General features: G+C 26.2%; 27 protein-coding genes and 3 pseudogenes. 8 read left to right on the plus strand and 22 right to left on the minus strand.

Annotated features, from left to right (window positions below; all coding sequences use genetic code 11):
- Window positions 1-429: 429 nt before the first annotated feature.
- The 8 genes from BFL38_RS11455 to BFL38_RS11485 all read right to left on the minus strand — a co-directional run bounded on the left by BFL38_RS11455 (window position 430) and on the right by BFL38_RS11485 (window position 8,072).
- Window positions 430-1,392, minus strand: a complete 963-nt coding sequence (locus BFL38_RS11455) for a KpsF/GutQ family sugar-phosphate isomerase (RefSeq protein WP_069727157.1) — start codon at window positions 1,390-1,392, stop codon at window positions 430-432.
- A 30-nt stretch (window positions 1,393-1,422) separates the two neighbouring features.
- Window positions 1,423-1,551 (minus strand): hypothetical protein, encoded by a 129-nt coding sequence (locus BFL38_RS15575; RefSeq protein ID WP_008721223.1) that lies wholly within the window; start codon window positions 1,549-1,551, stop codon window positions 1,423-1,425.
- A gap of 10 nt (window positions 1,552-1,561) precedes the next feature.
- Complete coding sequence (locus tag BFL38_RS11460) at window positions 1,562-1,927, minus strand: YraN family protein (protein ID WP_069727158.1); 366 nt, start codon at window positions 1,925-1,927, stop codon at window positions 1,562-1,564.
- Between the two features lie 9 nt (window positions 1,928-1,936).
- Window positions 1,937-3,169, minus strand: a complete 1,233-nt coding sequence (locus tag BFL38_RS11465; protein ID WP_069727159.1) for an HD-GYP domain-containing protein — start codon at window positions 3,167-3,169, stop codon at window positions 1,937-1,939.
- A gap of 3 nt (window positions 3,170-3,172) precedes the next feature.
- Window positions 3,173-3,442 carry an EscU/YscU/HrcU family type III secretion system export apparatus switch protein gene (locus tag BFL38_RS11470; RefSeq protein WP_069727160.1) on the minus strand — a complete coding sequence of 90 codons (270 nt, stop codon included), beginning with the start codon at window positions 3,440-3,442 and terminating at the stop codon, window positions 3,173-3,175.
- A 4-nt stretch (window positions 3,443-3,446) separates the two neighbouring features.
- Window positions 3,447-4,523: a hypothetical protein gene (locus BFL38_RS11475; protein ID WP_069727161.1), complete on the minus strand. Its 1,077-nt coding sequence runs from the start codon at window positions 4,521-4,523 to the stop codon at window positions 3,447-3,449.
- 340 nt (window positions 4,524-4,863) lie between these two features.
- On the minus strand, window positions 4,864-6,348 hold the full coding sequence (locus BFL38_RS11480) for a hypothetical protein (RefSeq protein ID WP_069727162.1): 1,485 nt from the start codon (window positions 6,346-6,348) through the stop codon (window positions 4,864-4,866).
- Between the two features lie 17 nt (window positions 6,349-6,365).
- Complete coding sequence (locus BFL38_RS11485) at window positions 6,366-8,072, minus strand: hypothetical protein (RefSeq protein ID WP_069727163.1); 1,707 nt, start codon at window positions 8,070-8,072, stop codon at window positions 6,366-6,368.
- A 183-nt stretch (window positions 8,073-8,255) separates the two neighbouring features.
- On the opposite strand from BFL38_RS11485, the gene BFL38_RS11490 reads away from it, so the two are divergent.
- Window positions 8,256-9,872: a flagellar hook-length control protein FliK gene (locus BFL38_RS11490; protein ID WP_069727164.1), complete on the plus strand. Its 1,617-nt coding sequence runs from the start codon at window positions 8,256-8,258 to the stop codon at window positions 9,870-9,872.
- A gap of 48 nt (window positions 9,873-9,920) precedes the next feature.
- Window positions 9,921-10,715 carry a flagellar hook assembly protein FlgD gene (locus BFL38_RS11495; protein ID WP_069727165.1) on the plus strand — a complete coding sequence of 265 codons (795 nt, stop codon included), beginning with the start codon at window positions 9,921-9,923 and terminating at the stop codon, window positions 10,713-10,715.
- A 120-nt stretch (window positions 10,716-10,835) separates the two neighbouring features.
- Here BFL38_RS11495 and BFL38_RS11500 read toward each other — a convergent pair whose 3' ends face one another.
- From BFL38_RS11500 to BFL38_RS11515, 4 genes are all read right to left on the minus strand, one after another.
- A complete protein-coding gene (locus BFL38_RS11500) occupies window positions 10,836-11,243 on the minus strand; it encodes an A1S_2505 family phage non-structural protein (RefSeq protein ID WP_069727166.1) in 408 nt (135 codons plus the stop codon).
- A gap of 27 nt (window positions 11,244-11,270) precedes the next feature.
- The gene (locus tag BFL38_RS11505; protein ID WP_069727167.1) at window positions 11,271-11,657 is read right to left on the minus strand and encodes a DUF1232 domain-containing protein; all 387 of its coding nucleotides are present in this window, start codon (window positions 11,655-11,657) and stop codon (window positions 11,271-11,273) included.
- 16 nt (window positions 11,658-11,673) lie between these two features.
- Window positions 11,674-12,381, minus strand: a complete 708-nt coding sequence (locus tag BFL38_RS11510; RefSeq protein WP_069727168.1) for an EcsC family protein — start codon at window positions 12,379-12,381, stop codon at window positions 11,674-11,676.
- Window positions 12,382-12,474: 93 nt separating this feature from the next.
- Complete coding sequence (locus BFL38_RS11515) at window positions 12,475-13,347, minus strand: DUF438 domain-containing protein (protein ID WP_069727169.1); 873 nt, start codon at window positions 13,345-13,347, stop codon at window positions 12,475-12,477.
- A gap of 178 nt (window positions 13,348-13,525) precedes the next feature.
- On the opposite strand from BFL38_RS11515, the gene BFL38_RS11520 reads away from it, so the two are divergent.
- Window positions 13,526-14,707 carry an AGE family epimerase/isomerase gene (locus BFL38_RS11520; RefSeq protein ID WP_069727170.1) on the plus strand — a complete coding sequence of 394 codons (1,182 nt, stop codon included), beginning with the start codon at window positions 13,526-13,528 and terminating at the stop codon, window positions 14,705-14,707.
- A gap of 318 nt (window positions 14,708-15,025) precedes the next feature.
- A complete protein-coding gene (locus BFL38_RS11525) occupies window positions 15,026-15,850 on the plus strand; it encodes a hypothetical protein (RefSeq protein WP_069727171.1) in 825 nt (274 codons plus the stop codon).
- Window positions 15,851-15,894: 44 nt separating this feature from the next.
- Here BFL38_RS11525 and BFL38_RS11530 read toward each other — a convergent pair whose 3' ends face one another.
- Window positions 15,895-16,269: a hypothetical protein gene (locus BFL38_RS11530; protein ID WP_069727172.1), complete on the minus strand. Its 375-nt coding sequence runs from the start codon at window positions 16,267-16,269 to the stop codon at window positions 15,895-15,897.
- A 136-nt stretch (window positions 16,270-16,405) separates the two neighbouring features.
- Here BFL38_RS11530 and BFL38_RS11535 point away from each other — a divergent pair, with 136 nt between their 5' ends.
- Entirely contained in the window at window positions 16,406-16,879 is a 474-nt protein-coding gene (locus BFL38_RS11535) for a hypothetical protein (protein ID WP_069727173.1), read from the plus strand.
- A gap of 98 nt (window positions 16,880-16,977) precedes the next feature.
- Here the strand turns inward: BFL38_RS11535 and BFL38_RS11540 are convergent, their stop codons facing one another.
- The 9 genes and pseudogenes from BFL38_RS11540 to BFL38_RS11570 form a co-directional block, all read right to left on the minus strand.
- Window positions 16,978-19,389, minus strand: coding sequence for an alkaline phosphatase family protein (locus tag BFL38_RS11540; protein ID WP_069727174.1), 2,412 nt, complete (start codon window positions 19,387-19,389; stop codon window positions 16,978-16,980).
- A 449-nt stretch (window positions 19,390-19,838) separates the two neighbouring features.
- Complete coding sequence (ligA, locus tag BFL38_RS11545) at window positions 19,839-21,830, minus strand: NAD-dependent DNA ligase LigA (RefSeq protein WP_069727175.1); 1,992 nt, start codon at window positions 21,828-21,830, stop codon at window positions 19,839-19,841.
- 42 nt (window positions 21,831-21,872) lie between these two features.
- Window positions 21,873-22,070 carry a hypothetical protein gene (locus tag BFL38_RS11550; protein ID WP_069727176.1) on the minus strand — a complete coding sequence of 66 codons (198 nt, stop codon included), beginning with the start codon at window positions 22,068-22,070 and terminating at the stop codon, window positions 21,873-21,875.
- 563 nt (window positions 22,071-22,633) lie between these two features.
- Window positions 22,634-23,167: a hypothetical protein gene (locus tag BFL38_RS11555; protein ID WP_368664529.1), complete on the minus strand. Its 534-nt coding sequence runs from the start codon at window positions 23,165-23,167 to the stop codon at window positions 22,634-22,636.
- A pseudogene (locus tag BFL38_RS15775) lies at window positions 23,153-23,449 on the minus strand (tetratricopeptide repeat protein); the annotation flags it as partial. The pseudogene BFL38_RS15775 and the gene BFL38_RS11555, both read right to left, overlap by 15 nt.
- 12 nt (window positions 23,450-23,461) lie before the next feature.
- Window positions 23,462-23,560 (minus strand): tetratricopeptide repeat protein, encoded by a 99-nt coding sequence (locus BFL38_RS15780; RefSeq protein WP_176720576.1) that lies wholly within the window; start codon window positions 23,558-23,560, stop codon window positions 23,462-23,464.
- A gap of 14 nt (window positions 23,561-23,574) precedes the next feature.
- The gene (locus BFL38_RS11560) at window positions 23,575-23,772 is read right to left on the minus strand and encodes a hypothetical protein (RefSeq protein WP_069727178.1); all 198 of its coding nucleotides are present in this window, start codon (window positions 23,770-23,772) and stop codon (window positions 23,575-23,577) included.
- A gap of 18 nt (window positions 23,773-23,790) precedes the next feature.
- A complete protein-coding gene (locus BFL38_RS11565) occupies window positions 23,791-24,087 on the minus strand; it encodes a hypothetical protein (RefSeq protein ID WP_069727179.1) in 297 nt (98 codons plus the stop codon).
- A 237-nt stretch (window positions 24,088-24,324) separates the two neighbouring features.
- Window positions 24,325-24,935: pseudogene (locus BFL38_RS11570) on the minus strand (DUF2262 domain-containing protein).
- 217 nt (window positions 24,936-25,152) lie between these two features.
- Between BFL38_RS11570 and BFL38_RS15785 the strand changes: the two are divergent.
- The 3 genes and pseudogenes from BFL38_RS15785 to BFL38_RS11580 all read left to right on the plus strand — a co-directional run.
- A pseudogene (locus BFL38_RS15785) lies at window positions 25,153-25,239 on the plus strand (DUF4236 domain-containing protein); the annotation flags it as partial.
- A gap of 366 nt (window positions 25,240-25,605) precedes the next feature.
- Window positions 25,606-26,436: a hypothetical protein gene (locus tag BFL38_RS15580; RefSeq protein ID WP_069727180.1), complete on the plus strand. Its 831-nt coding sequence runs from the start codon at window positions 25,606-25,608 to the stop codon at window positions 26,434-26,436.
- Window positions 26,437-26,509: 73 nt separating this feature from the next.
- Entirely contained in the window at window positions 26,510-26,929 is a 420-nt protein-coding gene (locus BFL38_RS11580; RefSeq protein ID WP_069727181.1) for a hypothetical protein, read from the plus strand.
- The last annotated feature ends 19 nt before the right edge of the window (window positions 26,930-26,948 follow it).

The following is a 26,948-nucleotide window of genomic DNA, read 5'->3' on the forward strand; positions in this document are numbered from 1 at the left end:
TTTGTATAGTTAATTATTTTTTATATGGTTTAAACAAATATATAGATATATAAAAATATCTTGCAGTAATAAAAAAAACATAAACTATTTATTATTATCACAGTTTTAAGTACGCATTATGAATGCTTACCTTATTTTTGTTTTTCAAGAATAACAGAAATAATTGAAAACCTAAAGGGTGGGAAGTGTAAATAAATTTTAAAACCTATTTTCATACCCCACCCTTTAAAATTTACTGATTTACTTTGGATTTTAATATTAATTATCTTTATAGCTTGATTATAATTTATTAGCACCCGCCCAAGTGCTGATTAGATTTTCAATCTACTTAACGCATGATTTAAATTATTATTTGATGAAATTTGAATTATATTATTAATAGATTTATATTTAGAATATTATTTACCATGCGTTTTGTTTTAAGTATTTTTAAAATGCCTTTATCTTCAAAATATCATGTATATGCACTATACCAATAGGATTATTGTTGTTGTTTACCACTACTAAATTAGTGATCTTTCCTTCCATGATATGCAAAGCCTCTCCGATAAGAGTATCCTCATAAATGACTTTAGGAGAAGTATTCATAATATATTTAACTTCTTTTGAAAGTATATTTTTCATATCATTGTCTTTAACAAGAAGCCTTTTCAAATCTCCGTCTACGATTATTCCTTTTAAAATATTATTATTATCAACAACGATAGCTATACCTAATTTGCATTCTATAATTTTAAATAAAGCATCCTGCAATGAAGTATTTGTATTAATTATAGGTAAATTTTCAGTATGCATAATAGATTTAACTTTAGCAAGCTGTCTTCCCAAACTTCCTCCCGGATGGAATATTGCGAAATCTTCTGCTCTGAATCCTCTAAGCTCCATTAAAGCAGTAGCCAAAGCATCAGATAAAGCTAAAGAAGCCGTAGTGCTTACAGTAGGAGCTAATTTAAGAGGGCAAGCTTCTTCTTTAACATGCGTAAGCAATGTAATTTTGGCATTCTTAGAAAGTGTAGAATTAATATCATTTGTAATAGCAATGTATGGTATATTCTGACGGCAAAGCCAATTTACAAGCTCTATAATCTCGCGGGATTCACCGCCTTTAGAATACAGCAGGCAGTAATCCTCTTTAGTAATCATACCAAAATCGCCATGCATACATTCATTAGGATCAACAAAAAAACTCGGAGTACCCGTAGAAGCAAAAGTAGCAGCCGCCTTTCTAGCTATATGACCGCTCTTTCCCACTCCGGAAGTTATTACTCTGCCTTTAATATTAAATAACTCTTTTACCGCATTTTCAAAACTACTGTCAAGTTTATCAGATAAATCTCTCAGATTCTCACTCTCAAGTAAAAGAGTAGTCTTTCCTCGTTCTATTATATTCATACAAATATATCGCTGCCTTTAATTATATTATTAATCTATTACATAACTTATCAAGTGTCCAGCCATGCTTTCTATAGCCTTATCTATATACTTCTCATCTTTTAATTTTTTCTTATAGAGATCTATTTTTTCAGGGTTAATTTTTACTGCTGTTTTCATGTCGATACCCCTAAATAAATATATCTTCTATAAATGATATTTCACGATTATAATGGGTATCGTCTATTAAAACTGCCCCAAAGGAACATTTTTGATTAAAACTTAATCCTTTTTCGATTAAGTATTCTTCAGCTGTTTCATATAATTTTCTTTTCTTACGTTCAGATATTGAGTAAGCTGCATATCCAAAACTTCCTTGTCTTCGATATTTTACTTCTATAAACACAATAACAACTCCTTTTGTCATTACTAAATCTATCTCGCCTCTTGTCTTTTTTCCTCTAAAGTTTCGTTCTAATAGAGAAAAACCAAGTTCTTCGAGATATTTTAAGGCAATATCCTCTCCTAGATTGCCTATATCTTTTTTGTTAGCCATTTTTTAATATTACTTTTTTTCTTCAGCATCTAATATTTTAGTTCTTACCTCCTCTAAAAAATTATTATCTTTGTCAACACCAGCTATAAACAGTTGATTAGTTTCTAATAAATTGATAGTTTCTCCGTCTTCTATAAACTCACCGTTTTCATTTGACACTATTTTAATTATAGGTCTGATAGGGAAATTCGGATTAGCAGCAAAAACAAATCCTTTTCTTTTATCATTCAATAAAACTATAGAACCTATAGGATACACTGTGAATATACTTACAAAAGTTTTTGATATATTAGGATCATACTTTGTATTAGCACCGTGTATAATCTCTTTGACTGCATCGTATAAAGTTACATATTTCTTTTTATTTTCATTGCTCTTTTCAAGCATTAAGCTAAATGTAGATTTATTATCTTTTGATTTAGAAGCAGAAGATGCTATTCTCATAGGTTTAAGCATTTTTTCAACTGCATGAGCTATAGCAACTATTTTTGAATATAAATTTATCTGATTTCCGGCAAGCCCTCTAGGATATCCTTTACCATTATAAAACTCATGATGCATAAGTGATATCATAGCCAAATCTTCTTCAAATCGGAAACTAGATTTAAGAATTTTATATCCGTAGACAGTATGTTTTTTTACCTCGGCATATTCTTCTGAAGTAAATTTACCTATTTTACTCAAAATCTTATCAGGAACTTTTACAAGTCCTATATCATAAAGTATAGCACCTATTCCTAATTTTTTTACTCTATTTTCGGAAAACTTCATAGCACGGCCAATAATCATTGATATTAAAGAAACATTTAATGATCTCACATAATACTCATCAGGTTTAGGAAAATTTGTTAAATTAAAAAGCTGAAGTACACTGCTCAAATTCCTATTAACTATATCCAATACTTCGTCTAAAATTTCATTTAGTTCATTAATATTAACTAAATTATTATTTTTGTATCCGCCTAAATTATTTCTAACTTTTTTGATGACATTGAAATATATTTTTTTAAATACTTTATATTCCCTTAAAAATTTATCGAAATCTGCAGATACTTCCATATCTAATGAAGTATTATCTTCTACAAATACTTCATTAATATCCCATTTCTTAAGCCTTTGCATATCATCTTCTTTGAAATCTATATACCCTGTAGATGCAAGAAAATCATTATACAAATATATATCTTTCTTTTCAGCTTTTGCTTTTATATCCTGAGTATTTATTTTAGTTAATTTTGCCATTATTTATTCTGCCTTTAATTTATATATATATTTTAATATTATACTCACAGCTTCATAAAGCGAATATGGTATCTCCTCCCCAATTTCTAACTGCATCAAATGCTTAGCCGTATCCTCATTGGAAACCACAGGTACTTTATGCTTTCTTGCAATATCAACCATTCTTTTTGCTAAGTAATTGCTGCCTTTCGATATGAGTATAGGAGCATTATGCACTTCTTTATTGTATAATAAAGCAGCAGCATTTTTTATATCCTTATTATTTTTATTCATTTACTTAGCCTTCATAATTTATTTTTATATTGTCAAAAATACTTAACTCTTTATCTATATTCTCTTTCACACTATTTAATTTATTAAATAACTTCTTATCAAATAATTTCACCGTAATCAAATATTTATTATCATACTCATCTTTAATTATATCTATTTTACATAGTTCTTTATTATCATCATAAATAACAAATGTTAATCTATTTTTATTATTTTCATCTTTGCTAATATATAATAATACATCTTTAATTTCTTGGTCTATAATAAATGGTATAGGAATCATAAATGCATTTTCCTGAAAATTTCTGTTTTTTCTATTTGCAGATAAAACTTTCAGCATAAGCATCATCATATTAAAATTATCTGAAGACAATTCGCCCTGAAGCATATCAAAGAGCATAAACCATATATTAAAACCCGCATTTGTATTTATATAGTTATTTAAATTTTCTGCAATAGAATGATTAGGGTCATTATTATCCCCCTGAATAACACTATTAGCAAGCATTAGTAATATTTCGGTTATTTCAGTATTTTTGTTAGAGTTTTTTATAGAGCGGATTATATCATTAAACTGCTTAAAAATATTTCCTAAAGAGTTTATTTCTTCTACCGTTAAATATACTCCGTTAGACATTGCATTTAATATAAACTTTTTCTTATCGCTATCTAAATCCGGAAGGTATTTAAGTACAGTTTCAAAATATCTTATATTTTCATAACTAGGCTTTATACCTTTCTGAGAGAGCATAGATGAAATTTCAGAATTATTCTCTGTTATGTTAAGTAAAACATTTGAATTGTTCTTGTTTATTCTGCTTTCTCTTGCTTCTTTCAAACTTTCAGCATTTTTAAGTATTGTTAAAGTTACTTCTCCATTTTTTTTACTAACCAGAGCAAATCCTTTATCTGTCATACCGTTTTTGAATAATGCTACTAATTTATTGCCCATAATATTTATTAATGCTTTATCATTATCTAATTTTCTCATTATAGAGTATCTTACTACATCTCCATCTTTGATTTGAGTATTGTTTTTATTTGTTATGAGATTTAAATATTTATTATTTATATTAAGCATATTAATATTATATGTTTTTTTCACAATTTGTTAATAGGATAAATATAAAAATACAGATTATATTTTAATAATATACTTATTTCAAATCTACTTGACAAGGTTAATTATAAAAATTATTTAGCTTTAAAATTATAAATATTCAGTCCTTTATAACCAACAACTGCCGCAATGTGTACTTCACCTGTACACAGGAGTAAGATTGAAAGCATAACAAAATAATAGTAGATTTCGGAGGCACTCAAAATATGTTGCGACTGTGAAGTCCAAACTAATAAAAAAATACTAAATTAAAAAACTATGAGTATCAAACAAGGCTAATATCTGTCTTATCTTATACAATTTATAAAAAAGAAGCATTTAATTCTTCCCATCCCAAATAAAGGCTTTTATTAATTTTTAAATCTCTTGCTTTTTCTGCCTGATAAAGCTTCATCCAAGTTTTAACCATTTGTAAACATTCAGCAAGATTAAATGCCGTAGGATTCCAAGCCATAAAAGCCATTTTAGCTATATTTCCCCCCATAGTAAGAGTATGAGCCAAAGCTAACATAGACTGCAGTTTAACATCTTCCTTTCTTTTATAATCTTCCATTTTATGAAGCAATTCAAAATTAGCTACTGTGTAATATGTTCCTATAAAAAGCTCTATTATCATAGGTACAATAGACATAGTAATAAAATGATCTAATGTATATCCATTAACATACATCCATCTTGCTAAATCATTAAAAGATAATTTTACTCCGCTAGTACCTACAGAAAAAGGACTATCAGCATTTATACACTGCAAAAAAGTAAGCCCTGGAACAGGTATTCCTTTTGTAGTCGGTATGTCAGATAGTATATGGCAAAACCATTTTACCAAAGCCATAAAAGGATTTTTTTCAGGAGAATATTTATCTGTCATATCTATAACATTAACTTTAGAATCTCTGCCTATAGCAGTAAATTGTCCTGTCATTATATCTCTTACACCAAATATTATTCCAAATATTGGATCATGACCAAGAGATTGAAGTCTATGGGTTCTTGGATTTAATCCTGCAACATCACTATGAGTAGATGGATCAAAAGGCACTTTAGCAAATTGTTCTAATTTACCCTGATATATTTTTAACATTCTAAGAATATTATTATCGCCTTTTTTGGCACTCATTACTTTATTTTTTTGTTCCAATAAAAATTTAGTTATAGGACTTCCTTTTTGTTCAACACCCTGATATATTTGATTCTTTATACCATTAACAGTATTAACAGGCGGAACAGCTACCAAAAAATAATCAGTTAATACTGCTGTAAGCACAGAAAGACCTACAACAGCATAATCAGCCGCACACCATTCCACTTTTCCAAACTTCAAATGATACTCATCAATTATACTTTTATATTCTTCAGGTGTTAATAATTGCTTATACGGATCAGATTCTAAATCAATATCGTATTTATTTGCATATTCTTCTGCTTTTTGAATATAAGTATCCCAATCATCAACATCATTTATCAATTCAACTAAATTAATATTATGCTCTTGTATAATTTGTTCAGTTTTTATATTTGCTCTGGCTTCTCTCATTCTTCTAAGTCTGTCTGACTTTTTGCTGTCTATAACAACATTTTCTAAAGCACTTTTATCTATACCAGCATTATTCATTAACTTTTCAGTTTCTTTCTTCATTTCTAGTATTTTTCTATGCTTTTCTTTAGACTCTTCCTCCAACTTATCTAAAAGCATATTATTATTTACTAAACTATCTTTAGCCTTATCAGCCTGATGTTTCTGAACTAACATCGCCTTTTCAGCATCGCTTAATACTTTTTTATCCATAAAAATTAACCTAAATATTATTTTCCAAATTTATCCATAAAGCTGCCGAAACCTTTAACGATATTTTTACCAACATTCTCTACACCCTGAGTTATTGCTTTAGATGCTATTTCTTTAAAGTCATTATATCCTATATCATCAAAACATTTTAATAACTCTTCTAATTCTTCTAAACTAAATTTTTCATCATGCAAAACCATAACAGTTTTTTGACCTTCTTCAGTTTCGATAACTTCTTCCTCATAAAACTCCAATATAATTTCTCTAATATCTTTAAGAGTAGCATCTCTAGTAAGGGATTCAAGTCTATTAACATCTAAATGTTTTGGTAAATGTATAATAGTTTTTTCCTTTTCAGAATATTGAGACTGTCCCATGATTATAGCCTGAGATGAAGCTAATACTTGAATTTGCTTTTGTAATTCCTCCATTTCCATTTTATCAACTTCATTATTTTTTACTAAAGAAACAACTTTTAAAGTTGTATAATTAATATCTTCTATAAGTAAATTCAAAGTTCTTTGTGATTTTTTCACAACATTTTGTAATAAAGTTTCTCTCTGTTTATACTTTTCTGATTCATCGCCAGTGATGGCTCTTATTCCTCTGCCAACTAATTTGTAAGAAACAACCCCGATTACTAAAGCAACCCCTATACCTGTTACCATAGAAGAAAAACCTAATACTCCGCCCATTCCAAGAGCTGCAAGTCCGCTTGTAAGTCCGGCAGCACTGAAACCAACTGTACCAGTAAGATAAACAGCTGCCAAAGGTACTCCTACAGCTGCAGCCTTTCCTGCCATATCTGTAAATAATTCTTTTATTTTATCATCTGATACATCTCTATCCATAAAGATTTTTTCATCATTAATAATACTATCTTCTATCAACGATATCTCATCATCTGAAACATTTAAAAGAGACTGCAAATCTGTAAACTTTTTTTCTTCTTTATAAGCACCTTTAACATATGGTTTTATTTCTTTTTGTGCCCTAAATACATTTATAGCTTCTTTCATAAGTGAAATATGAACCTCATGCAAGCGGTTTTTAGCCATATTATCTTCTATTTCTTTTAATAAAATAGTATTATCTATTCTATCACTTTCATTTAGCATATAGCTTCTCATATTAAATCTTGATTCAGCATTAAAATCCAATCTTGCTATAAGCTGTATTATTTGGGCATATGATTTATCATCAAGTATACCTGATTCATTAATAGAAAGATTCGATAAAATTTTTATGAAATCAATTTTCACTATATCTTTTTCACAATCTAAAGGAATACTTTGATCCTCTTCTCTAAATTCTATGCTATTTTCTTCAGATATTAATTTATCTATTACAGACACAAAATTATCATAATCAAAATCATACAAATCTTCCGAGTAAGTGGTTAATACATTGTCATCTTTAGTTACTATTTCAATACATTTTTCTTTTTTAGGTTTTACAATTTTTATACTAGCAATATTAGAATATTCCACATCAAATTTAACACTGCTGTCTACAAATGCTCTATAATATAATTTAGCACCGGTTAAAATAAATCCGGATTTGCCGGAACCTAATAAAGTTATATCGAATAAAGCTATAATTTTATTTGGCTCCAAACCTTGATGCATAGAACATGCTCCATTCAATTTTTTATTTGGAATATTCGGAGAAAAAAGCCATTTTTCACCTTTAAGATTATGCTTTAATACTTCTTCTGCTATCATCTATAAAACTCCTTAAAATATTTAATTAATAAGTTATCAATGCTATTTTAATAAACAAATCCACATATATTAGAGTATATATATTTATATCTAAATGTCAAGAATACATAATATTTTTGTAAAGTAAATTTTTATACTTCCGAATATTAATATAGTAATAAACTAATAATTAGGAAGTAAATTATGGTAAATGGATTAGGCAATTTATTATCTTTTGTTGATACTAATGTTTCATCTAACAATAGCCCTTATAATTTGAATAATTACAGCTATGATGATTCTTTTGCTAATATGCTAAATAAAACTCAGACAGATTATTCTGCTCCTTCAAGTGTTTCTAATAAAATAGAAAGGAATTTAAATACTGAAGAAAATTATAAAGAAAATAATTATAATAGTTATGATGATTATTATAATGATTATAATGAATACGATGCTAATGATAATCTAAATACTATAGAAGAAAAGTCTTCTTCATCTGATGAAAGAGCCTTAAAAAAGACAGATACTGCTTCAGATAATCATAATGCAGAAGATGCAAAACAAGTAAATGATACAAAAAAAGAACAAGCAGAAAATAAGTCAGAAGAATTAAATGCTTCATCTAATAAAGATAATATAGAAGAAAAAGCAAAGAAATTGGCCGCAGGCAATGAAAATAGATCATCTAAAGAAAAATTGGCTCTAACAAAAGAAAAAGCTAAACTCCTTTTACAAAATACTTCTAATGATAAAAAAGCTGATGCCAAAGAAATTAATACAGCTGATACTAAAGAAAATATCCTAGCTAAAGCTGATAAAAAAGAAAATACAAAAAAGACTGAAGAAATAGAAAATATAAAAAAACAAATAGAATCTTTAAATGCTGAAGAATTAAGCGAAGAAGACAAAAAAGAATTAGAAGACTTGATTGATTCTTTGGAAGCATTAAAAGCTATGATAGAAAATGACGGCAGCGAAGATAAAAAAGAAGTTTTAGCTGAAAATAATGAAGACAATATTGAAGTAAAAGATATTGATAATTCAGATGATATCAAAGAGATAAAAATAGCTTCCAATAAAGATAATGATAAGAATATAGAAACAAAAGATATTAACGATATCAGTATTGAAGACAATGCTATGCAGATTGATAATAATGCTGCTGCAGATGCTAATATTGATATGAATAATATAGAAAATAAATATGCAGATAAAAAAGATACTGCTGAAATAAAAAACAATAACAGCACTTTAAATAATACTATATCAGATGATAAAGGAGCAGAACTTACTATAATCAATATGAAAGATTCTGCTGAGAATGCTAATTTGAAAGGATATAATCATTATAACAATAATGTATCAAAAACTCATAATAGCACAAACCTTACTGATAATATGATAAAATTCCAAGACTTAATGGGAAAATTGGTAGAAAAAGCCCAAGTTGCTGTTAATAACGGTAAAAGCGAAGTATTAATGAGTCTTAATCCTGAATATCTTGGAAAAGTAAGATTAAAAATCAGTATGGACGGAGACAATTTAATAGGTAAAATATTTGTAGATAATGCAGATGTTAAAGACATTTTCACTAAAAATTTAGATACTGTTATAACTTCATTAAGTGAAATAGGCATTAATATAGAAGGTTTTGATGTAATGCTTAGACAGGATATGCCTAATAATGAAGGGGGCTTTGGAGAAGAATTAGAAAATATTGGAAACAGATTTGCTTCTGAAAATAATAATGTAGAGGAAGTAAAAGCAGATATAAAAGCATATATAGTGCCTGAAAGAAAATTAAATTTACTTATTTAATAGTTTCTAAAAATAAATGTGAGAAATAATTTTGCAAGGAGTGTATAAATGATATCAGCAGATGCTTTAAGAATGTCAGATAAAGAAATAAAAATATTAAAACAGGAGGTAGGAGCTTTCAATTTGCAGCATAATTTTGAGAGAGACCCTACACAAAACTCTTTGGGTAAAGATGCTTTCTTGAAACTCCTTACAGTACAAATGAGCCATCAGGATCCTCTTTCTCCAATGGACAACAGAGATATGATTGCACAATTAGCACAATTCTCATCTGTTGAACAAATGACTGAGGTTAATAAAAATCTTGATTCTATGAAAACATTTTATTCAAGCCAAACAGGATATTCTATGCTTGGAAAGAGTGTTGAAGTTATGGATGAGGCTGGAAACAGATTCTTAGGACCTGTTGAAATGATTATGGAAAATGATACAGGAGTGGCACTTGCCGTTAGAACTGATAATGGACTTATAACTGTTCGTCCTGAAGATGTTATGATAGTACATTCCAGCGGTGATTTAATGGCTTCTGAAGCTGCTGCTGTTTCTCAGGTTAGAGAGGAACAAAGTGAAAATGAGGCTGCTAAAGTATTTGAATCTTCTTTGATTGATAAAGCTCAGATTATAAGACCTTCAGGTAATGAAGATAATGCGGACGAAGTTAATAATGAATTTGGAGATATGAGATCTGCTATTGAAGCTGAAATAAATTCTGCTGTTCAAAGCGAAGTTTCAAAAACTGATAATGCCAATCTTAATAAAATTGAAAAAACTCCTGGAATGCTTAAAGCAGAAGAAGCACTGATGAACAGTAAAGAAGGCGGAAATAAAAGCATTAAGAAATAATACATTTAAAGAAATAATATTGTTGATAAATAAAAGCCTATAGAATCATAATATTTAATTATATTCTGTGGGCTTTATTTTTGTATATTAAACTGTTTCAAAACTAAATTAATAGATGTATTATGAATTTAAATATTCTACGAACCTCTTTGGAAGATAAACATTACTATATTCATCTTTTAAAGCCTCTCTGAAAAGCTCTGACATTTCTTCAACTTTAAAACCTGCTATGCCGCATCCTATTTCTGTTACTAAGAATTTTAACTCTTTATGCTCCAAGGTAAAAGCTAAAAACTTATCTACATACTTTTTTATTTCAGATACCGCCATCTTTCCGCTTTTTGTATAATCAACTGTAGGTATAGCAAATGTTTTACCCTGAAGTCCGAATGCTTGTCCGTATACAGCACCAAAATTCATAGCAAATCTCGCAGCCCCTCCTCCATGTGCTCCTTGAGTATTACTCCCAAATACAAATACTTCATTATCCTCTAATTTTGTTATATTGCTTGATGATATTCTATTCATAATATAGAACTCCTTAATTTAATTTTATTATAACAATACAGCAAGTATATATATGATAATCATCATAACAAATCCCGTAATAGTTATTGATAATATAATATTTCTAATAATTACATTTATTATAGGATTGTAAGAGAAATTAGCCTTTTTTATGCCGTAAATAAATGATATCACCAAAAGCAGTATATCATCTAATTTTCCTATTGGTATTCTATCCGGAATTAAGTCTATAGGAGATAAAGTATAAATAACCGCAGCAACAAAAGGAAGCCAATATCTTAATTTCATCTTATTTTTATTTTGATGCCTTTTATATACCTCATACTTTCTATATATTCCGTCTTCACCCAATATTTCTATATCTTCTTCATTTATTTCTACATAATCTTCTTTCTTATTTTTATCATTTATCATAAATTATCCGTTAAAATCAGCTTATTGAATACTTGCTTTCTTTAATTTTATTATAAAGTCTATTAGACATTTTCTGCAAACTAGTGTATGTAAAACCTGCTGATACTGCACCGCCGATTAGAGGTACAGCCTTTGAAACAGATTTCATAAAACCTTTAGAACTTATTTTTATACCTATAGATTTTAATATACTTGCAGCAACAGCATATCCAACCACAGAAGTTACTCTAAAACCTATTCTCATACTCTTTTCAGCTATAGCTTTCCATATACTGTTTAAAGCAAGTATAGCCTCTTTATCTTCAAACATTACGCCAATATATACGGCAGCAAGACAAGCCTCATCATCCGTCATTGAATCTCCTAAAGTAAAACTTGGAAAACCTGATATATAGCATAGCTTCTGTACTATCCTTAAAGCATGCATCAAAAATTGTGCCGTATCTGCAGGAACTGCTCCTATACCAATAATACCTCCGGGAAGACCCGAAACAAATGATATAGCTGTTGATTTACCTATTTCATAATTAATAGCTTCTCTTGATTTTGCTTCTATTATATTTAATGGCACACCCGCATCATAAGCTCCTTTCTCCAATATGTCATTAAGAAGAGAAGGATATTCTGAAGCAAATGTACTAACCAAATATTTATGCTTATCTATTTTTATAAGAGGAATACTAGATACTGTTTTTATAAATGATAAAACACTTTTCTCTTCCATAAATAATAAACTCCAACTATTCAAATTATATAGTATATATATTAATAGTCAATTAAATATTTATTATTAATAAAAAAAGAATATACAAAAATATTAGCTATTTTTACCGTACTTAATTTCTATATCATCAAAATCTTCTTTTGTGAGTACAGAAACTGAAAGAGGTATTAATATATTTTCTTCTTTGAAAATCATATCTGAAATATGATCTTTTAATAATTTCATACTTTCAAAATTAATTTGATTATTATTTTTTTGATAATAAGAAATAATATCTTTTAACTCATTTAATATATCTCTATCAACTTTACTCATTACTTTTGAAGGTTCATCATTGCCATGTTTTTTCAAAGCTGCAAAAAATAAACTTTCTTTTTTTATGTAATGTCTATTAATATTATTATAAAGATCTTCTAATAAATTAATATTATCATTTACTATAATTTCATCTAATAATTTTTCTATATATCTATTTTCTTTTTTCAATATATCTATAGCCTTATAATCAATTTCAGTATTATTATCCATAGCATCTTTTAAAACAAGTGTTCTTATATAAAAAAATCTTTTAGCCTCATCTATACTCATGCCGTTATTAACAAGCTCATGCATAGCATTATGAACTTCTTCAGCAGAAACTTTAACTAACTTATTTTCAAATTCTCTCTTAATTTCTTCTATACTTTCACCGCAATGAAGTTTTACTATAAGTGATTTCAATATACCATTCCTATCATTTTCAAAATTAAAACCATGCTCATTAAATTTTTTTCTTAATTTTTCACTGTCAATACCTTTCATTTTGATAGCTTTATTCAAAGTCATAAACTTAGATACAGTATTAAACATCATTGGATTTTTTATCTTATCAAATCCCAAATCAAATAAAATTTCTTTAATTTGCGGATATTTAGTGCATAAATTATATATAGTTTCATTTGTATTAATATATTCTAAAGTTGTCATATATGTTCACTCCTATTTTTATATTGTTAGATTAATCTAAATTATTGTATACTAAATCTAAAAAATAGTCAACTTTTATCAAATAAAAATGTTTTTTATTATTGATTTTATAATACCAATCTGTTAATATTAACATATTATTTTTAAGAAAATCTTATTTTGATTTTAAGGAATTTTTATGAGCAATTTAAACGAAGTAAAAAACGAGTATCTTCACATGCTCAAAGACAATGTTATACCATTTTGGCTTAAAAACGGTCTTGATAAAAAGCATGGCGGATACTACACTGCTTTAGACAGAAAAGGAAGCCTTATAGAAAGCGATAAATCCGTATGGTTTCAGGGAAGATTTGCTTGGGTATTATCTACTCTTTATGCTGACTTTGAAAAAAAAGATGAGTATTTAGAAGCTGCAAAATTGGGAATAGACTTTTTGGAAAAATACTGTTTTGATAAAGAAGGCGACGGAAGAATGTTTTTCAGAGTAACTGAAGACGGTAAGCCAATTATAAAAAGATTAAGATACTATTATTCAGAAACATTCTGTCTTATAGCTATGGCTGCATATTCAAGAGCTAGCGGTGATAAAAGCTATGCTAAAAAGGCAAGAAAAATATTAGATGATATAGACAGATATCAGAAAGAAGGAATGCTTATACCAAAATTTAATGCCGTTAACAGACCTACTATAGCTTTCGGACCTCCTATGATAATGCTTGCTACTGTTCAGGAATTAAGAAAAGCTGATCCGGAAAATAAGGATTATTACAATAAATATATAGATAATCTTCTTTCCAATATACAATTATTCCTATATGAAGATAAAAAAGCAGTATTAGAACAATGCAATCCAGACGGTACTTTACAAGATCACTTTGAAGGAAGACTATTAAATCCAGGTCATGCTATAGAATCATCTTGGTTCATATTAAGAGAATCTATAGAAAGAGGACATGATGAAAAACTAAAAGCCTTAGGACTAAAAATATTCGATTGGATGTGGGAATGGGGCTGGGATAAAGAGTACGGCGGTATTATTCAGTATATGGATGTACTTGGAAAGCCTAAAAGCGAATATCATCATGACATGAAATTCTGGTGGCCTCAGACTGAAGCTGCTATTGCCGCTTTATACTGCTACTATTTCACTAAAGATAATAAGTATCTAGAAAAACATGATACAGTAAAAGAATATACTAAAAAATTTATTGATACAGAATACGGCGAATGGTTTGGATATCTTCACAGAGACGGAAGAATATCCACCGACTTAAAAGGAAATATGTATAAAGGACCTTTCCATATTCCTAGAATGTACATGAAATGTGCTGAAATAATAGATGCTATTAATGCTAAATAATAATTAAAAATATTATTAGTTAATCAAGGCTAGGTTTTCTAAATGGAGCCTAGTCTTTTTATTTGCATGCTTTTTAAATAAACTTAGGGGCGGGCGGGCGGGGTAATATAGTTATAAAAAATAAAAGGTTATATATATTCATAAAGAAACTTTTATATTTTATATAATTTTAATTTATTAAAGAATATCATCTTAAAATTATTATTCCAAAATATATTTGTAATTTAAATTACTATAGGTTAAAATCATGTTACAATTTTAATTTATATATAATTATACGATAATAAGAAATACATTTTTAATTTTATAAGGAAATATATGTTTTCATTAAGAAATGAATTAAAGAAAAGAGATTTTGAAACTTTAGATTTATTTACTATTTCTTTTTCTTTATTTAAACACAACTTTGCTAATTTTATTATACTTTCTTTAATATGCTGCCTGCCTTTGATATTGACAGCCATCTATTTTCCAATAAATACATTTGATCCTGAAAAATTGAAAACCTATGAGGATCTCATTAATTGGTTCAAAAATGATGTTACTATAGGATTCTATGTAAATATATTTCTTTCTTTATTATTAGACACTATTTCTGCCATATCTGTATCATTATTGGTAGAAAGATTAATTTATGGAAATATTAAAAGTGCAACTTGGGCTATAATAAGAAGCTTTAAATTTTTATTGCCTACCATATTTACAACTTTTATATATTTTATATTAGTATTTTTAGGAGCTACTTTTTTCATTGTTCCGGGTATTGCTTTTATAGTATTTTTTGTGTTCATTAAAAATATCTGTGCTTTAAGACATACTTGGGGAATAGATGCTTTAAAATATTCTTTTTATTTAGTAAAACCTAAATTCTTTAAAACTTTATTTTTATTGGGATTTATATTTTTATTTCAGCAAGTATTCGCTATGACTATTTTTCCAGCTTCTACAGAAAACAGAGAGGGATTATTATCATATTTTATTGCTATGATAGTTCTATATATATTTAACACATATTTTCAGATTATTATAACATTATTTTTCTTAAATAGAGATTATGTATCAAGCAATATGATAGAAGACGATGATGATGAATACAACAATAATAATGAAGAAGAAAATGATGAAAATAATATAGAAAAATAAAAATATTTAATGTAAAAGATTCAATACTAAAATAAAGTTTTTTATCATTCTGATTTTGTCAATACTCCTATTCCAAAATTATCATCTTCAACTGTTCCTTCAGTATAAGATTTAAATTTCAATGTAATAGAAAAATTTTTATCTGCAGATATGTTCATTTTATATCTGTCATTTCCTAAATCTTCTATAGATGAAGCTAAAAAATCATTATATAATACATTTCCTGTACTTTCTACTACAATACTGCAATTATTATTTGGGAATTTAGCCTGCCAAATACCTGTAAAATTAGTTAATCCTTTACTTTCTCTTGGAGCTTCTTTGTATTTTGCTGATGCAGATGTATAACCATCACTATTAGCATTACAAGATATTAAAAATAATAAAAATAAATATAATACTGCTATTTTTTTAATCATCGTATATTCCATAATATATTTGATATTTTTTATTATATAGTAATTATTATTTATAGTAATAGCCTTTTTATAAAATGCTCATAATAACTTATATTTTTTGATTATTTTATAGCATAAATTTATAGAGGATATTTTTATGAATAAAAAATATAATAAAGAAACAGAAAAACAAATATACGAAATTATAAAAGAATATAATCCTACATTTGAAGAAATAAGTAAAAAACTAAATATAAACTATAATGATTTAAAAGACTATATTAATAAATCAAGCAAAAAATATAAAAAGAGTTTAATAAAAAAAATAAGAAAAGCAAAAGAAGAATATTTTAAAGATGTTAAAATAAAAATAGAAAATGCATTGATAAAAAAAGCATTAGGCTATTACAGTAAAGAAATCATAAGTGAAATAAAAACTGATAAAGAAGGCAAAGAGTCAAAAACTAGAAGAATAATACATAAATATAATCCTCCAAGTGAAAGGGCTATTATAGTATTCTTTGAAATTTTAAAAAGCAGGAATAATAAAAAATTGGAAAATAAGGAATTAAAAAGAAAGATTCAAGAAGAAGAGAATAAAATAAATATTAGAGTCGGCTTTGATAATTAAAGCAATAATAAAAATGAAAGCAATAAACGAGCAGCTGATAACTTTAGTTGTCAGCTAACTATAAGCGAGTTTATTGCTGAGCAATAATAAAAATAATTTTAATTATTAGTTAATTCTTTTATCAAATTATAATAATGTTTCTTTCCCTGAAAAATATCCTGCGATAATATTCTTTGAGCATTTTCATATTTAAATATTGTCATATTTGAAACTTCACTATTATCGATAATAGAATCATTTGTTGTATAATAAAATCTATTATAAGTGCTGATAGTATTATTAATTTCCTCTTTATATAAAAGAGATATCGCACTATTTGTATAATCTATATTCAAATTAACTGCTATAAATAATGGTATATTTTCAGGTGTAAAATTTTCAGGTGCTTTGTATGCTCCATTAGTACCGTCCCAAATGAGTATAGGAGAAGGCTTATAATCATTTAAAAAATTAGTTTTTGTATTCTCATCTATACTAGAACGTTCTATTATGGCTTTCAAATAGGGATAAAGATGATCATGCTTAAATATTATAATTGCATTAGGTGAATGTTTTAAAATGGTATCTCTTATCTCTATAATATTTATGGCAGTCATTGCAGAATTATCAATAGTTTCTATTATATGAAGTTTATCATTACCATCAAAATTATCTAAAAAGTTTTTATTATTTTCAGCGAAGTTCAAATCATTAGACAAATGCGAATCAGTATGCCCTAAAATAGTAAAGCCTGAAGCAAATACAGGAGTTCCTAAATTATCAATATTTGTGCTTAAATATGTATTAATATTTGTAGTACCCAATCCAAATACCTGAGATTTAAAACCTATTGAAGGATAAAAAGTTTTTAAATTATAAGTATTCAATGCCTCTTCCAAAGCTATTGTATTATATCCGTTTTTTGTAAGCAAATCCGGCAAAGTATTTTCTATTTTTTCCGATTGTGTTTTAGGATAAAGAGGACTTGAGGCTGTAAGTCCGGAAAGTCTTGCATAAAAACTTCCGTTATTAACATTAGGTGCTATTTTTCTTGATGAGGCTGCCCATTTTCTGTACTCTTTAGGGAAAGGATCTTTATTAAATAATTTTTTAAAATGTGAGTAATCATAAAAAGATTCTAAGAATATTAAATACACATCTCTTTTTAAAGATTTTTTTAATTCTTCTATTTTTGACAAATCATTTGTAATTGATATTTCTAAATTAGTATATATATCATGATAATTGCTTTTTAATAGTTCTATATATTCATAATCTATATTTTCATTATTGTATATAAAGTTGCTATTTTTACTAGATGCTTCAATCAATATAGAATGCATACCATCATCTAATTTCTTTATATTATCAAAAATATTTTTTGTAGATTGCAAATAAAGTTTTGAAATATCTCTTTTAGATTCATATTCTTTTAATAATTTTATAGAATCCGATACTAATCCTAAACTTGGTTTTATTTCATTTAGTCTATCATAATTTATCCTGTAATTAAGTGTATTTATAATTCCATTTCTTTTAGCATTTCTTACAAAGTCTATGCTCCATATATCTATATTCTTAGGCTTTAAAAATAAATAAAATACAGCAAATATTATAAAAGCTGTCATCACTGCCGATAATATTTTACTTCTCTCCATAAAGATTTTATATATATTAAAAATAAATAATATAGCAAAAACTAACAAAGAAGAAAAATATATTATACTCACAATGATAGTTATAATTTTTAGATGCATAGGAAGAACTGTAATAAGTGATGAATAAAGATTTGGCATATCTGAAAATAATATAACCATATTAAGTACAGTTAAACTTATTGACTCTATAACAAAAAATGAAAATATTGATATAACAGAAAATAAAGCTGTAAATATTATTCTAATATTTTTTATATTGTCTAAATTAGATGGATAATATAAAAGCAAATTATAAGCTGTCATTACAAATACATAAGTGTATAAAAAATCATATATATTAAAATCAATCCTCATCATGGAAAATAAAGGCATTATCAAATTTAAAGTTATTAAATACAAAAAAGAATTCAGCACAAAAAAGAAAATATATGATTTATAATGATAATATATATTAGGTATAACATAAAAATAAATTGCAGGAAAAACTATTATTATAAATAATAAAAATAAGAATACATTCTTTTGTATTTTAAGTTTATATTTAACATTTTCTATTTTATCATTTTCTTTTAATTGTATACTTGAATCATCAAGAACTAAATTCCCATAATAACTTCCGCTCCATCTTATATTTGTAACATTATCAGGCATTTCATTTGTATTTGGGTATACTCTATATATTTTATTATTCTTAAAAATTTTGCTGTTAAATTTTAATGTGAAATAATACTTATTTTCTAATATATGATTGAAATTTGATAAATACCCTACTCTATCCATATTTCCTAAAATAGAAAAAATTACAATAAATAGAATTACTGCTGATATAAAAACTAAATATGATAATAAGAATCTTTTTTTATTTTGTTTCATCTATGTTTTTTATATTTAAATTTTAATATTATAACAAAAATTATTAATTTAAGTTAAATTGACGATATAATAGCACACTATATTTATACATAGTTAAAAAACATATAATTTAGTATTAATATTTTATTAATTTTTATAACCTAAAAAACTGATAAAAATTCAATATATACAAAACTTAAAAGCAGTCATATACGCACGCAGAGTAGATTTTTTAATACTGATTGATTAATAATTTTGATTTTATTATATATAGGAATAAAGTTCACCGTGCGTTTAATGATATCATAAATATAATCTAATGATGATGTAAAAATCATATAAAAGAGATTTAATAAATTTAAAAATATTAAATATCAATAATAAATAATATATTTTTATAAAAAAGTAATAAATAAAGACTGTAATATTACAGCCTTTATTTATGCATTTATTATTTTTTATTTAATATTTTAGCTATTAGCAAGCTTTATAAACTCATAAGCTTCCATTATCTCTATACCCAAATCCTGAGCTTTTTTTAGTTTGCTTCCAGCTTTCTCACCTACTATTAAAATGTCAGTGTTTTTTGATACAGCAGACTGAACATTTGCCCCTAATCTCTCTGCGGTATCTTTTGCTGAAGTTCTTGTAAAACCTTCTATTGATCCTGTTATTACAACATTCTTTCCAGTGAGAGGAGATTCTACTATTTTTACTTTTTCAAATACCGGATTAACTCCTGCTTCAAGTAAATCGTCTATTAGCTTTAATGTTTTTTCATTATGAAGAAAATCATAAATACTTTTAGCACTTATTTCGCCTATGCCTTCAATATTTTGCAGGTCTTCAATAGAAGCATTTTTGAAATTGTCTATAGAAGTAAAATATTTAGCAAGTAAGTCCGCAGTAGTTTCACCAACCTGACGAATACCTAATGCATATATAAATCTTTTTAAAGTGGTGCTTTTGCTGTTTTCAATAGATTCAAGCATGTAGCTTGCTAATTTCTCTCCCATTCTTTCAAACTTAAACAAATCATCTCTTGTTATTTTATAAAGGTCTGCCGGAGTTTTAACAAGTCCGCTTTTTGTAAATGCTGCAATCCATTCTTTGCCTATTCGCTCCATATTCATAGCAGGCTTTGAAACAAAATATTCTATATATTTAGTTATTTTACTAGGACACTCTTCATTAATACATCTCACTATTACATCGCCGTCAGTTACAGCAGTATCGCCTCCGCATACAGGACATTTTTTAGGAAACTCAAAAGGCTTGCTGTCTTTGGGACGCTTTTCTAATACCACTCTTGTAATCTTCGGTATAACATCTCCAGAGCGTATAACTACAACAGTATCTCCTATTCTTATATCTTTTGATTTTATTTCATTAGGGTTATGAAGCGTAACATTTGAAACGGTAACGCCTCCAACCTGCACGGGTTCTAATTTAGCAACAGGAGTTAATGCACCTGTTCTTCCTACTTGTACTTCTATATTTTTTAATAAAGTTTCTTTCTCTTCAGGCTTGAATTTAAAAGCTACAGCAAATCTTGGGGCACGCGATAAAAATCCCAACTTCTCCTGATACTTCACATCATCAACTTTTATTACAAGTCCGTCAATCTCATAATCCATTTTGCTTCTTTTTTCTTGTATATCGTAGTAAGTTTCTAATACTTTTTTAGCATCAATATTTGCATGAACGCCTTCCACTGTAAAGCCTAAATCAGATAAAAACTCCATTGATTTATATTCATTAGTTAAATCAAAATCTTTATAATTAGCTATTTGATAGGCAAAGAATTTTAATCTTCTTTTTTTACTTTCAGCACTGTCTAATTGTCTTAATCCGCCAGAAGCAGCATTTCTCGCATTGGCAAAAGGGATCTCTTCAAGCTCTTCTCTCTCTTTATTTAATGCTTCAAAATCTTTTTTTGTTATTAATGCTTCTCCTCTTACAATGAGTTTATTTTTCTCTTTTATGCTTTTAGGAACATTACTCATCATCTTAACATTATTAGTAACATTCTCCCCAACTTGTCCGTCTCCTCTTGTGCTTGCAACTGTGAGTTTTCCTTTTTCATAAATAAGCTCTAAAGCAAGTCCGTCAAATTTATTTTCAACAGTGTATTTTATTTTACTTGCATTAAGTTCTTTTTGCATTCTGTTATCAAAATCCAAAAACTCCTCTTCATTCATAACATTAGAAAGGGAGTACATAGCAATAGGGTGTTCAAACTTCTCAAACTTTTCTAATATAGTGCCTCCCACTTTATTTGTAGGGCTGTCATCTCTTTTTAATTCTGGAAACTCTCTTTCAAGATTTTCTAATTCTCTGAAAAGTTTATCATATTCATAGTCTTCTATTTCAGGGTTATCATCTGTATAATAAAGTTTATTATGATAGTTAATAGTTTCTGTTAATTGTTCTATTTTTTGTTTGGCTTCTTCTTTATTCATAACTCTTCCTTAAATAAATAAAAATATTTAATTTATATAAATTTATTTTTTTGCTGAGTATCTTATTATTAAATCTTCGAGCATTAATTTTAAAAGTTTATACCCATCTGTATCTCGTTCATTCAAATTTATTTCCTTTTTTTCAAAAGATTTTCCGTCATCTGATTTTGTAACTTCTACTAATTTGGCTTTACCATTATTTAATAATTCATCTACTTTAAATTTATAATCTTTATACATTAAAACCTCTATATTGTAATTTATACTATTATAATATAAAATATATTGAATTCAATACTTAAATTTAGGATATAAATATGGTATTAGAACTTTCTCCAACACTCAAAAAAATATAGAAAATATTGCAAAAGAAAAGAATATATCAGAAAGCAAATTAATAGAAAACGCCATTATAGAATATTTGGAAGATTATTATGATTAGAAGCAGAAAAAAGATTACAAAAAGGTGAAGAATTATATTCTATTGATGAAGTAAAAAAAGATTGTAAATATGCAGTGATATAATTTCATTTTGTCAAAAATATTATTTCAAATTTAGGTTATTTGTGGGGACTAGCCCCCACACCCCAACTTCTTTTGTTGGCACAAAGAAGCAGACAAAGTCCGCCTACCGCGAAAGACTCCAATTTTATACATTAAAATTAATTATTACAGAATATGTAAAATATTGTATAAAATTATAAGCAAAATTATTGATAACGAATTAATTATTCTAGTTATAGATATTGGACATAGAAAAAATATTTATGATGATTAATTTTTTATAAAAATAACATATAAACTTATTTACTATAATCAATACCATTTTTAGTACAAAACTCTATACCCACGATGTCATTTTCTTTTGCAAGCTTTATCAAGTACTTTTCCATTTTTGGTTTTAATTTATCATTAGCTATTTTGTACGCTTTTTCAAAATTTTCTAAAGCTTCAGATTTTAATTTTTTATGTTCTTCTTCAGAAATACTTTCTTTTTGAATATTGGTAAGTATATTTTTAATGTATCCTATACTGTTAAAAGTTTCTGGTATTTCTTTTTCTAATTCTTCAACTTTATAAAAATCTTTCAAACATTCATTATATATTTCAACGGCTTTTTCTATGTTGCCGTTATTTCTTTCAATATTAGCAAGTTTAGTTTTAGCATACCCTCTAGTGTCATATATTTCAGCATTATCATCAACTATTTCAATGCCTTTATCACAATACTCTATAGCTTCATTTAATAACTCTTTTGCTTTTGAAATATTATTGTTTTTTAATTCAATATTCGCTAATTTAGTTTTATATAAACCTATTTGATTATAGGCATTTATATAGCTTTCGTCTATTTCTATACATTTAGAAAAATCTTTAATTGCTTCTTCATACTGTTTCAAATCCGCTTTAGCTAGTCCTCTATTGAAATAAATTAATGTATTATTATCCAATTCTATAGCTTTATCATAATCTTTTATCGCTTCTTCATACTGCTCTAAATATAATTTAGCATTTCCTCTATTGTAATAAGCAGATGAATCTTTATCATCTAATTCTATGGCTTTATCATAATCCTTAATCGCTTCTTCATATTGTTTCAACTCTGCTTTAGCCAATGCTCTATTAAAATATCAATATATATTTTTATCATCAAGATCTATAACTTTTGTAAAGTAGTCTATGGCTTCCTTATATTTTTTATTTTGGTGTGCCTGATAGCCTAAATTCAATTCGCTGTTTATTTTTACATTTTTATTATTTTATCAGTTTCTTCCTTTATCTGACCTAGAGATTTTTCTGCTTCTTTTTCTACATTACTTAACTGTTCTCTTGCTTCATTTAAAATATTATTATTTACAAATGCTCCTGCAAATGAGAACACTATCATTACTACCGATATAAAAGCAAACCAGAAATTTAATGTATCCGATGATGATTTCACTATTTCGCTCATTGATATTTAAAGATTTTTTGTATGGCTGTCTATTGCTTCTGTGAATGCGTTTTGCAAATCTTCTATTGACGAGCTTTTTAATATTATATTATTAGTGATAAATTTATTGCTTTCTATCTCTGTTATTATCACATTAGTATAAAACTCTTCTTTAGTGATAATAATATTTTCTAATGGGCTTGAATATCTTTCCATAGCTTTATCAAGTCTGTATGAAACCAGCATATTATGGGCAAAATAAAGTGCCGCAAAAACTATCATAGATAATATAAATAATTTAATCATTACATTATAATTATCCATTTGATAATTTCTTTTTTCTTTCTTACTTGTTTAATTATTAGAATCTATATTTTCCTTATTTTCCATAAATAATGCCCCAATCATTTTTTATTATTATACTACATATTAAAAATATAAAAAGTATTATTCAATACTTTAACGCACGGTAAACAAATTTATATAATACAATAAAATTTGAATTTATATATAAACTTATATTTTAAGCTTTATTTAGCGTGCGGTGAATGTGATATAAATTTAAAAAAACATTAATTGAGTAATCGGTTTAAAATTAAAATCCCAATCACTATTTACTGGTATTGTGTGTCCATCACTGTTTTTAAAATAAAATGTTATGCAGTTTTCACAATATATGCTTATAGATGTTAAACTTATTGATTTTATGAATTCTTCTCTCTCTATATTATGAGGCTTAAATATGCTTTCTGCCGCACACTCTTTTAATTTCCTATCAATATCTTTTTTATTAGCAAGTATTTTTTTTATTATATCAACGCTTCTTTTATTAAACGATTCATTAATATTATCAAAGAAGATTAAAATATTATTGTTAGTCCAAGGCATCTCTTTCTTAAAACTGTTTATATCTTTATTAAGTTCAAAATTGCCTAATTCTTCATCTTTATAATAAATAATCTCTGAATATTTTTCTAATATGATATTTAAATCATCATCTTTATAATTATTATCAACTATATCTTCAAGTAAAAAATTAATATAGAAGATAAAGTATCATATTTTTCCCAAGGTATTTTACTATATTTGCAGCATGATCTTTTAAGTATGAATGCCATGTCAAAAATTTCATCATCAAAATTTTTATTAAAGTCTTTAATTTCTTTATCCATTTTTATACCATATAATTTTTAATGTATACTATAGTTCATATTATATATCAAAAATACGTAATACGTTTTCAAAATATATTTAAATTCGTAGATTTTTTTATATATCTATATATAATATAATAATTATCTAGTAAAAAATAATATAGGATTATAAAATGAGATTTAGAAAAAGTATAAAAATATGTAAAGGATTAAAAATTAATCTTCTAAATCAGGATTAAGTGCTACAGTAGGTGGAAAAGGATTATCTTTTAATTATGGTAAAAAAGGCGGATATGTAAATGCTTCAATTCCAGGCACAGGTTTATATACTAGAAATAAAGTATTAGGAAGTTCAAAAAATACATATAAAACATATTCTTCTAAAAAGAAAAATTATTCTTATAATAGTAATAGTTACGATGATGATTATAATAGTAGTACATTATTTTATTTAAGTATTAAAGAAGATAGCGGAGAAATTGTTATTCTTAATGAAGATAAGATTGAAATTACAGATGAAAATATTATAAAAAAAATTAAAAGGTCTGAAACTTATAAAGAAAAAAAAGAAGAATTATATGCTAAATTAAAAGATAAGATAGATAAAGAAGAAACATCTTTTATTGATATATATAAATTAACTCCTAAAGTTGTAACAGAAGATGAGATTAAAAATAATTTAAATAATTTGGTAAAAGAAGAGTATACTATTAAACCTTTCATTAAAGAAGAATTAAATGAAAATGAATTGTATAATGAAGCTGTTAATTTGTCAAAAGGTAAAATAAGATTATGGCCATTTTGGACTTTTTCCAAAAGAAAGAAAGAATTTATAGATAATGAATTTAATAATTTGAAAATTTTAAAAACAGAAGATGAATTAACAAAAGAAAAATTATATTATAAAGAAGAGAAAGATAAGAAATTATTATTAGACAAAGAATTTGAGGAAGAATTTAATAATACAAAAAAATATTTAAATGATATATTATCTGGTGATGATATTTTTGTAAATGATACAATAACAAAAATAATTGATGATATGGAATTACCTATTGAATTTAATATAAATTTTGAATACAACTATGAAAAAAAATCTGTATATTTAGATTTGGATTTGCCAGAAATAGAAGATATTCCAACAAAAAAAGCAGACTATTTATCTTCTGGAAAATTAAAAGTAAAAGAAAAATCACAAAAAGAATTAAAAGAAGATTATTTAAAATGCGTATGCGGACTGGCATTTTTCTTTAGTGCATATATATTTAATGTTTCAACAAGAATAGAAAATACATTAGTATCTGGTTATACTCAGAGAGTTAATAAAAAAAATGGTAATGTTGAAGATGAGTATATATATTCTATTTTAATAGAAAGAAATAAAATGAACAACATTAATTTTAATAATATTGATACAATATTAGCATTTGATAATTTTAAAAATATAAAGAATTTAACTAAAACTTTTGAAGCTAAAACTATAATACCTGCAAATAATATTGAAGATATTATGAAGTAGTTATGTTATAGAATATTTTTTATTTTTATAATTATGAAATCTAATAATATAAATCACCATGGGGAATATATTTATGAAAAAAATTATATTCTTTATTTTATTATTATCTAATTTTTTAAATGCTGATATTTACACAGATTGGAATATACAAAATTTAGGTTCTATGATTGTATTAGTAAAATATAGTACAGATAAATTAGGAATGCTTACAATTGGATTATCTGATATTATGGGTGATAATGTACAAATAATACACTATAATTTACATAATGCTGATACAGCTATAAAAATAGTATATGATGATAATAATAGCAAATTATATGGTTTAGATGAATATACATCAGGAAGTTCTATTATTATATCAGGTGATATAGCTAGTTTTTTAATAGATAATTTATATAATGTAAAGGAAGTATTTATATATTGTGATAATAGTTTAATTTGCAAATTTGAATTAAAAGATTTAACTGATTTATTAAATAAGTATAGATAAATTAATATTATATAGTAAA

Origin of the sequence: Brachyspira hampsonii, assembly GCF_001746205.1 — a bacterium.
GTDB lineage: Bacteria > Spirochaetota > Brachyspiria > Brachyspirales > Brachyspiraceae > Brachyspira > Brachyspira hampsonii_B.

Excerpts from the sequence above, each read along its gene's own strand:
- BFL38_RS11455 (WP_069727157.1), bottom strand. The coding sequence starts at position 1,392 with ATGAATATAATAGAACGAGGAAAGACTACTCTTTTACTTGAGAGTGAG.
- BFL38_RS15575 (WP_008721223.1), bottom strand. The coding sequence starts at position 1,551 with ATGAAAACAGCAGTAAAAATTAACCCTGAAAAAATAGATCTCTATAAG.
- BFL38_RS11460 (WP_069727158.1), bottom strand. The coding sequence starts at position 1,927 with ATGGCTAACAAAAAAGATATAGGCAATCTAGGAGAGGATATTGCCTTA.
- BFL38_RS11465 (WP_069727159.1), bottom strand. The coding sequence starts at position 3,169 with ATGGCAAAATTAACTAAAATAAATACTCAGGATATAAAAGCAAAAGCT.
- BFL38_RS11470 (WP_069727160.1), bottom strand. The coding sequence starts at position 3,442 with ATGAATAAAAATAATAAGGATATAAAAAATGCTGCTGCTTTATTATAC.
- BFL38_RS11475 (WP_069727161.1), bottom strand. The coding sequence starts at position 4,523 with ATGCTTAATATAAATAATAAATATTTAAATCTCATAACAAATAAAAAC.
- BFL38_RS11480 (WP_069727162.1), bottom strand. The coding sequence starts at position 6,348 with ATGGATAAAAAAGTATTAAGCGATGCTGAAAAGGCGATGTTAGTTCAG.
- BFL38_RS11485 (WP_069727163.1), bottom strand. The coding sequence starts at position 8,072 with ATGATAGCAGAAGAAGTATTAAAGCATAATCTTAAAGGTGAAAAATGG.
- BFL38_RS11490 (WP_069727164.1), top strand. The coding sequence starts at position 8,256 with ATGGTAAATGGATTAGGCAATTTATTATCTTTTGTTGATACTAATGTT.
- BFL38_RS11495 (WP_069727165.1), top strand. The coding sequence starts at position 9,921 with ATGATATCAGCAGATGCTTTAAGAATGTCAGATAAAGAAATAAAAATA.
- BFL38_RS11500 (WP_069727166.1), bottom strand. The coding sequence starts at position 11,243 with ATGAATAGAATATCATCAAGCAATATAACAAAATTAGAGGATAATGAA.
- BFL38_RS11505 (WP_069727167.1), bottom strand. The coding sequence starts at position 11,657 with ATGATAAATGATAAAAATAAGAAAGAAGATTATGTAGAAATAAATGAA.
- BFL38_RS11510 (WP_069727168.1), bottom strand. The coding sequence starts at position 12,381 with ATGGAAGAGAAAAGTGTTTTATCATTTATAAAAACAGTATCTAGTATT.
- BFL38_RS11515 (WP_069727169.1), bottom strand. The coding sequence starts at position 13,347 with ATGACAACTTTAGAATATATTAATACAAATGAAACTATATATAATTTA.
- BFL38_RS11520 (WP_069727170.1), top strand. The coding sequence starts at position 13,526 with ATGAGCAATTTAAACGAAGTAAAAAACGAGTATCTTCACATGCTCAAA.
- BFL38_RS11525 (WP_069727171.1), top strand. The coding sequence starts at position 15,026 with ATGTTTTCATTAAGAAATGAATTAAAGAAAAGAGATTTTGAAACTTTA.
- BFL38_RS11530 (WP_069727172.1), bottom strand. The coding sequence starts at position 16,269 with ATGATTAAAAAAATAGCAGTATTATATTTATTTTTATTATTTTTAATA.
- BFL38_RS11535 (WP_069727173.1), top strand. The coding sequence starts at position 16,406 with ATGAATAAAAAATATAATAAAGAAACAGAAAAACAAATATACGAAATT.
- BFL38_RS11540 (WP_069727174.1), bottom strand. The coding sequence starts at position 19,389 with ATGAAACAAAATAAAAAAAGATTCTTATTATCATATTTAGTTTTTATA.
- ligA (WP_069727175.1), bottom strand. The coding sequence starts at position 21,830 with ATGAATAAAGAAGAAGCCAAACAAAAAATAGAACAATTAACAGAAACT.
- BFL38_RS11550 (WP_069727176.1), bottom strand. The coding sequence starts at position 22,070 with ATGTATAAAGATTATAAATTTAAAGTAGATGAATTATTAAATAATGGT.
- BFL38_RS11565 (WP_069727179.1), bottom strand. The coding sequence starts at position 24,087 with ATGGATAATTATAATGTAATGATTAAATTATTTATATTATCTATGATA.
- BFL38_RS11580 (WP_069727181.1), top strand. The coding sequence starts at position 26,510 with ATGAAAAAAATTATATTCTTTATTTTATTATTATCTAATTTTTTAAAT.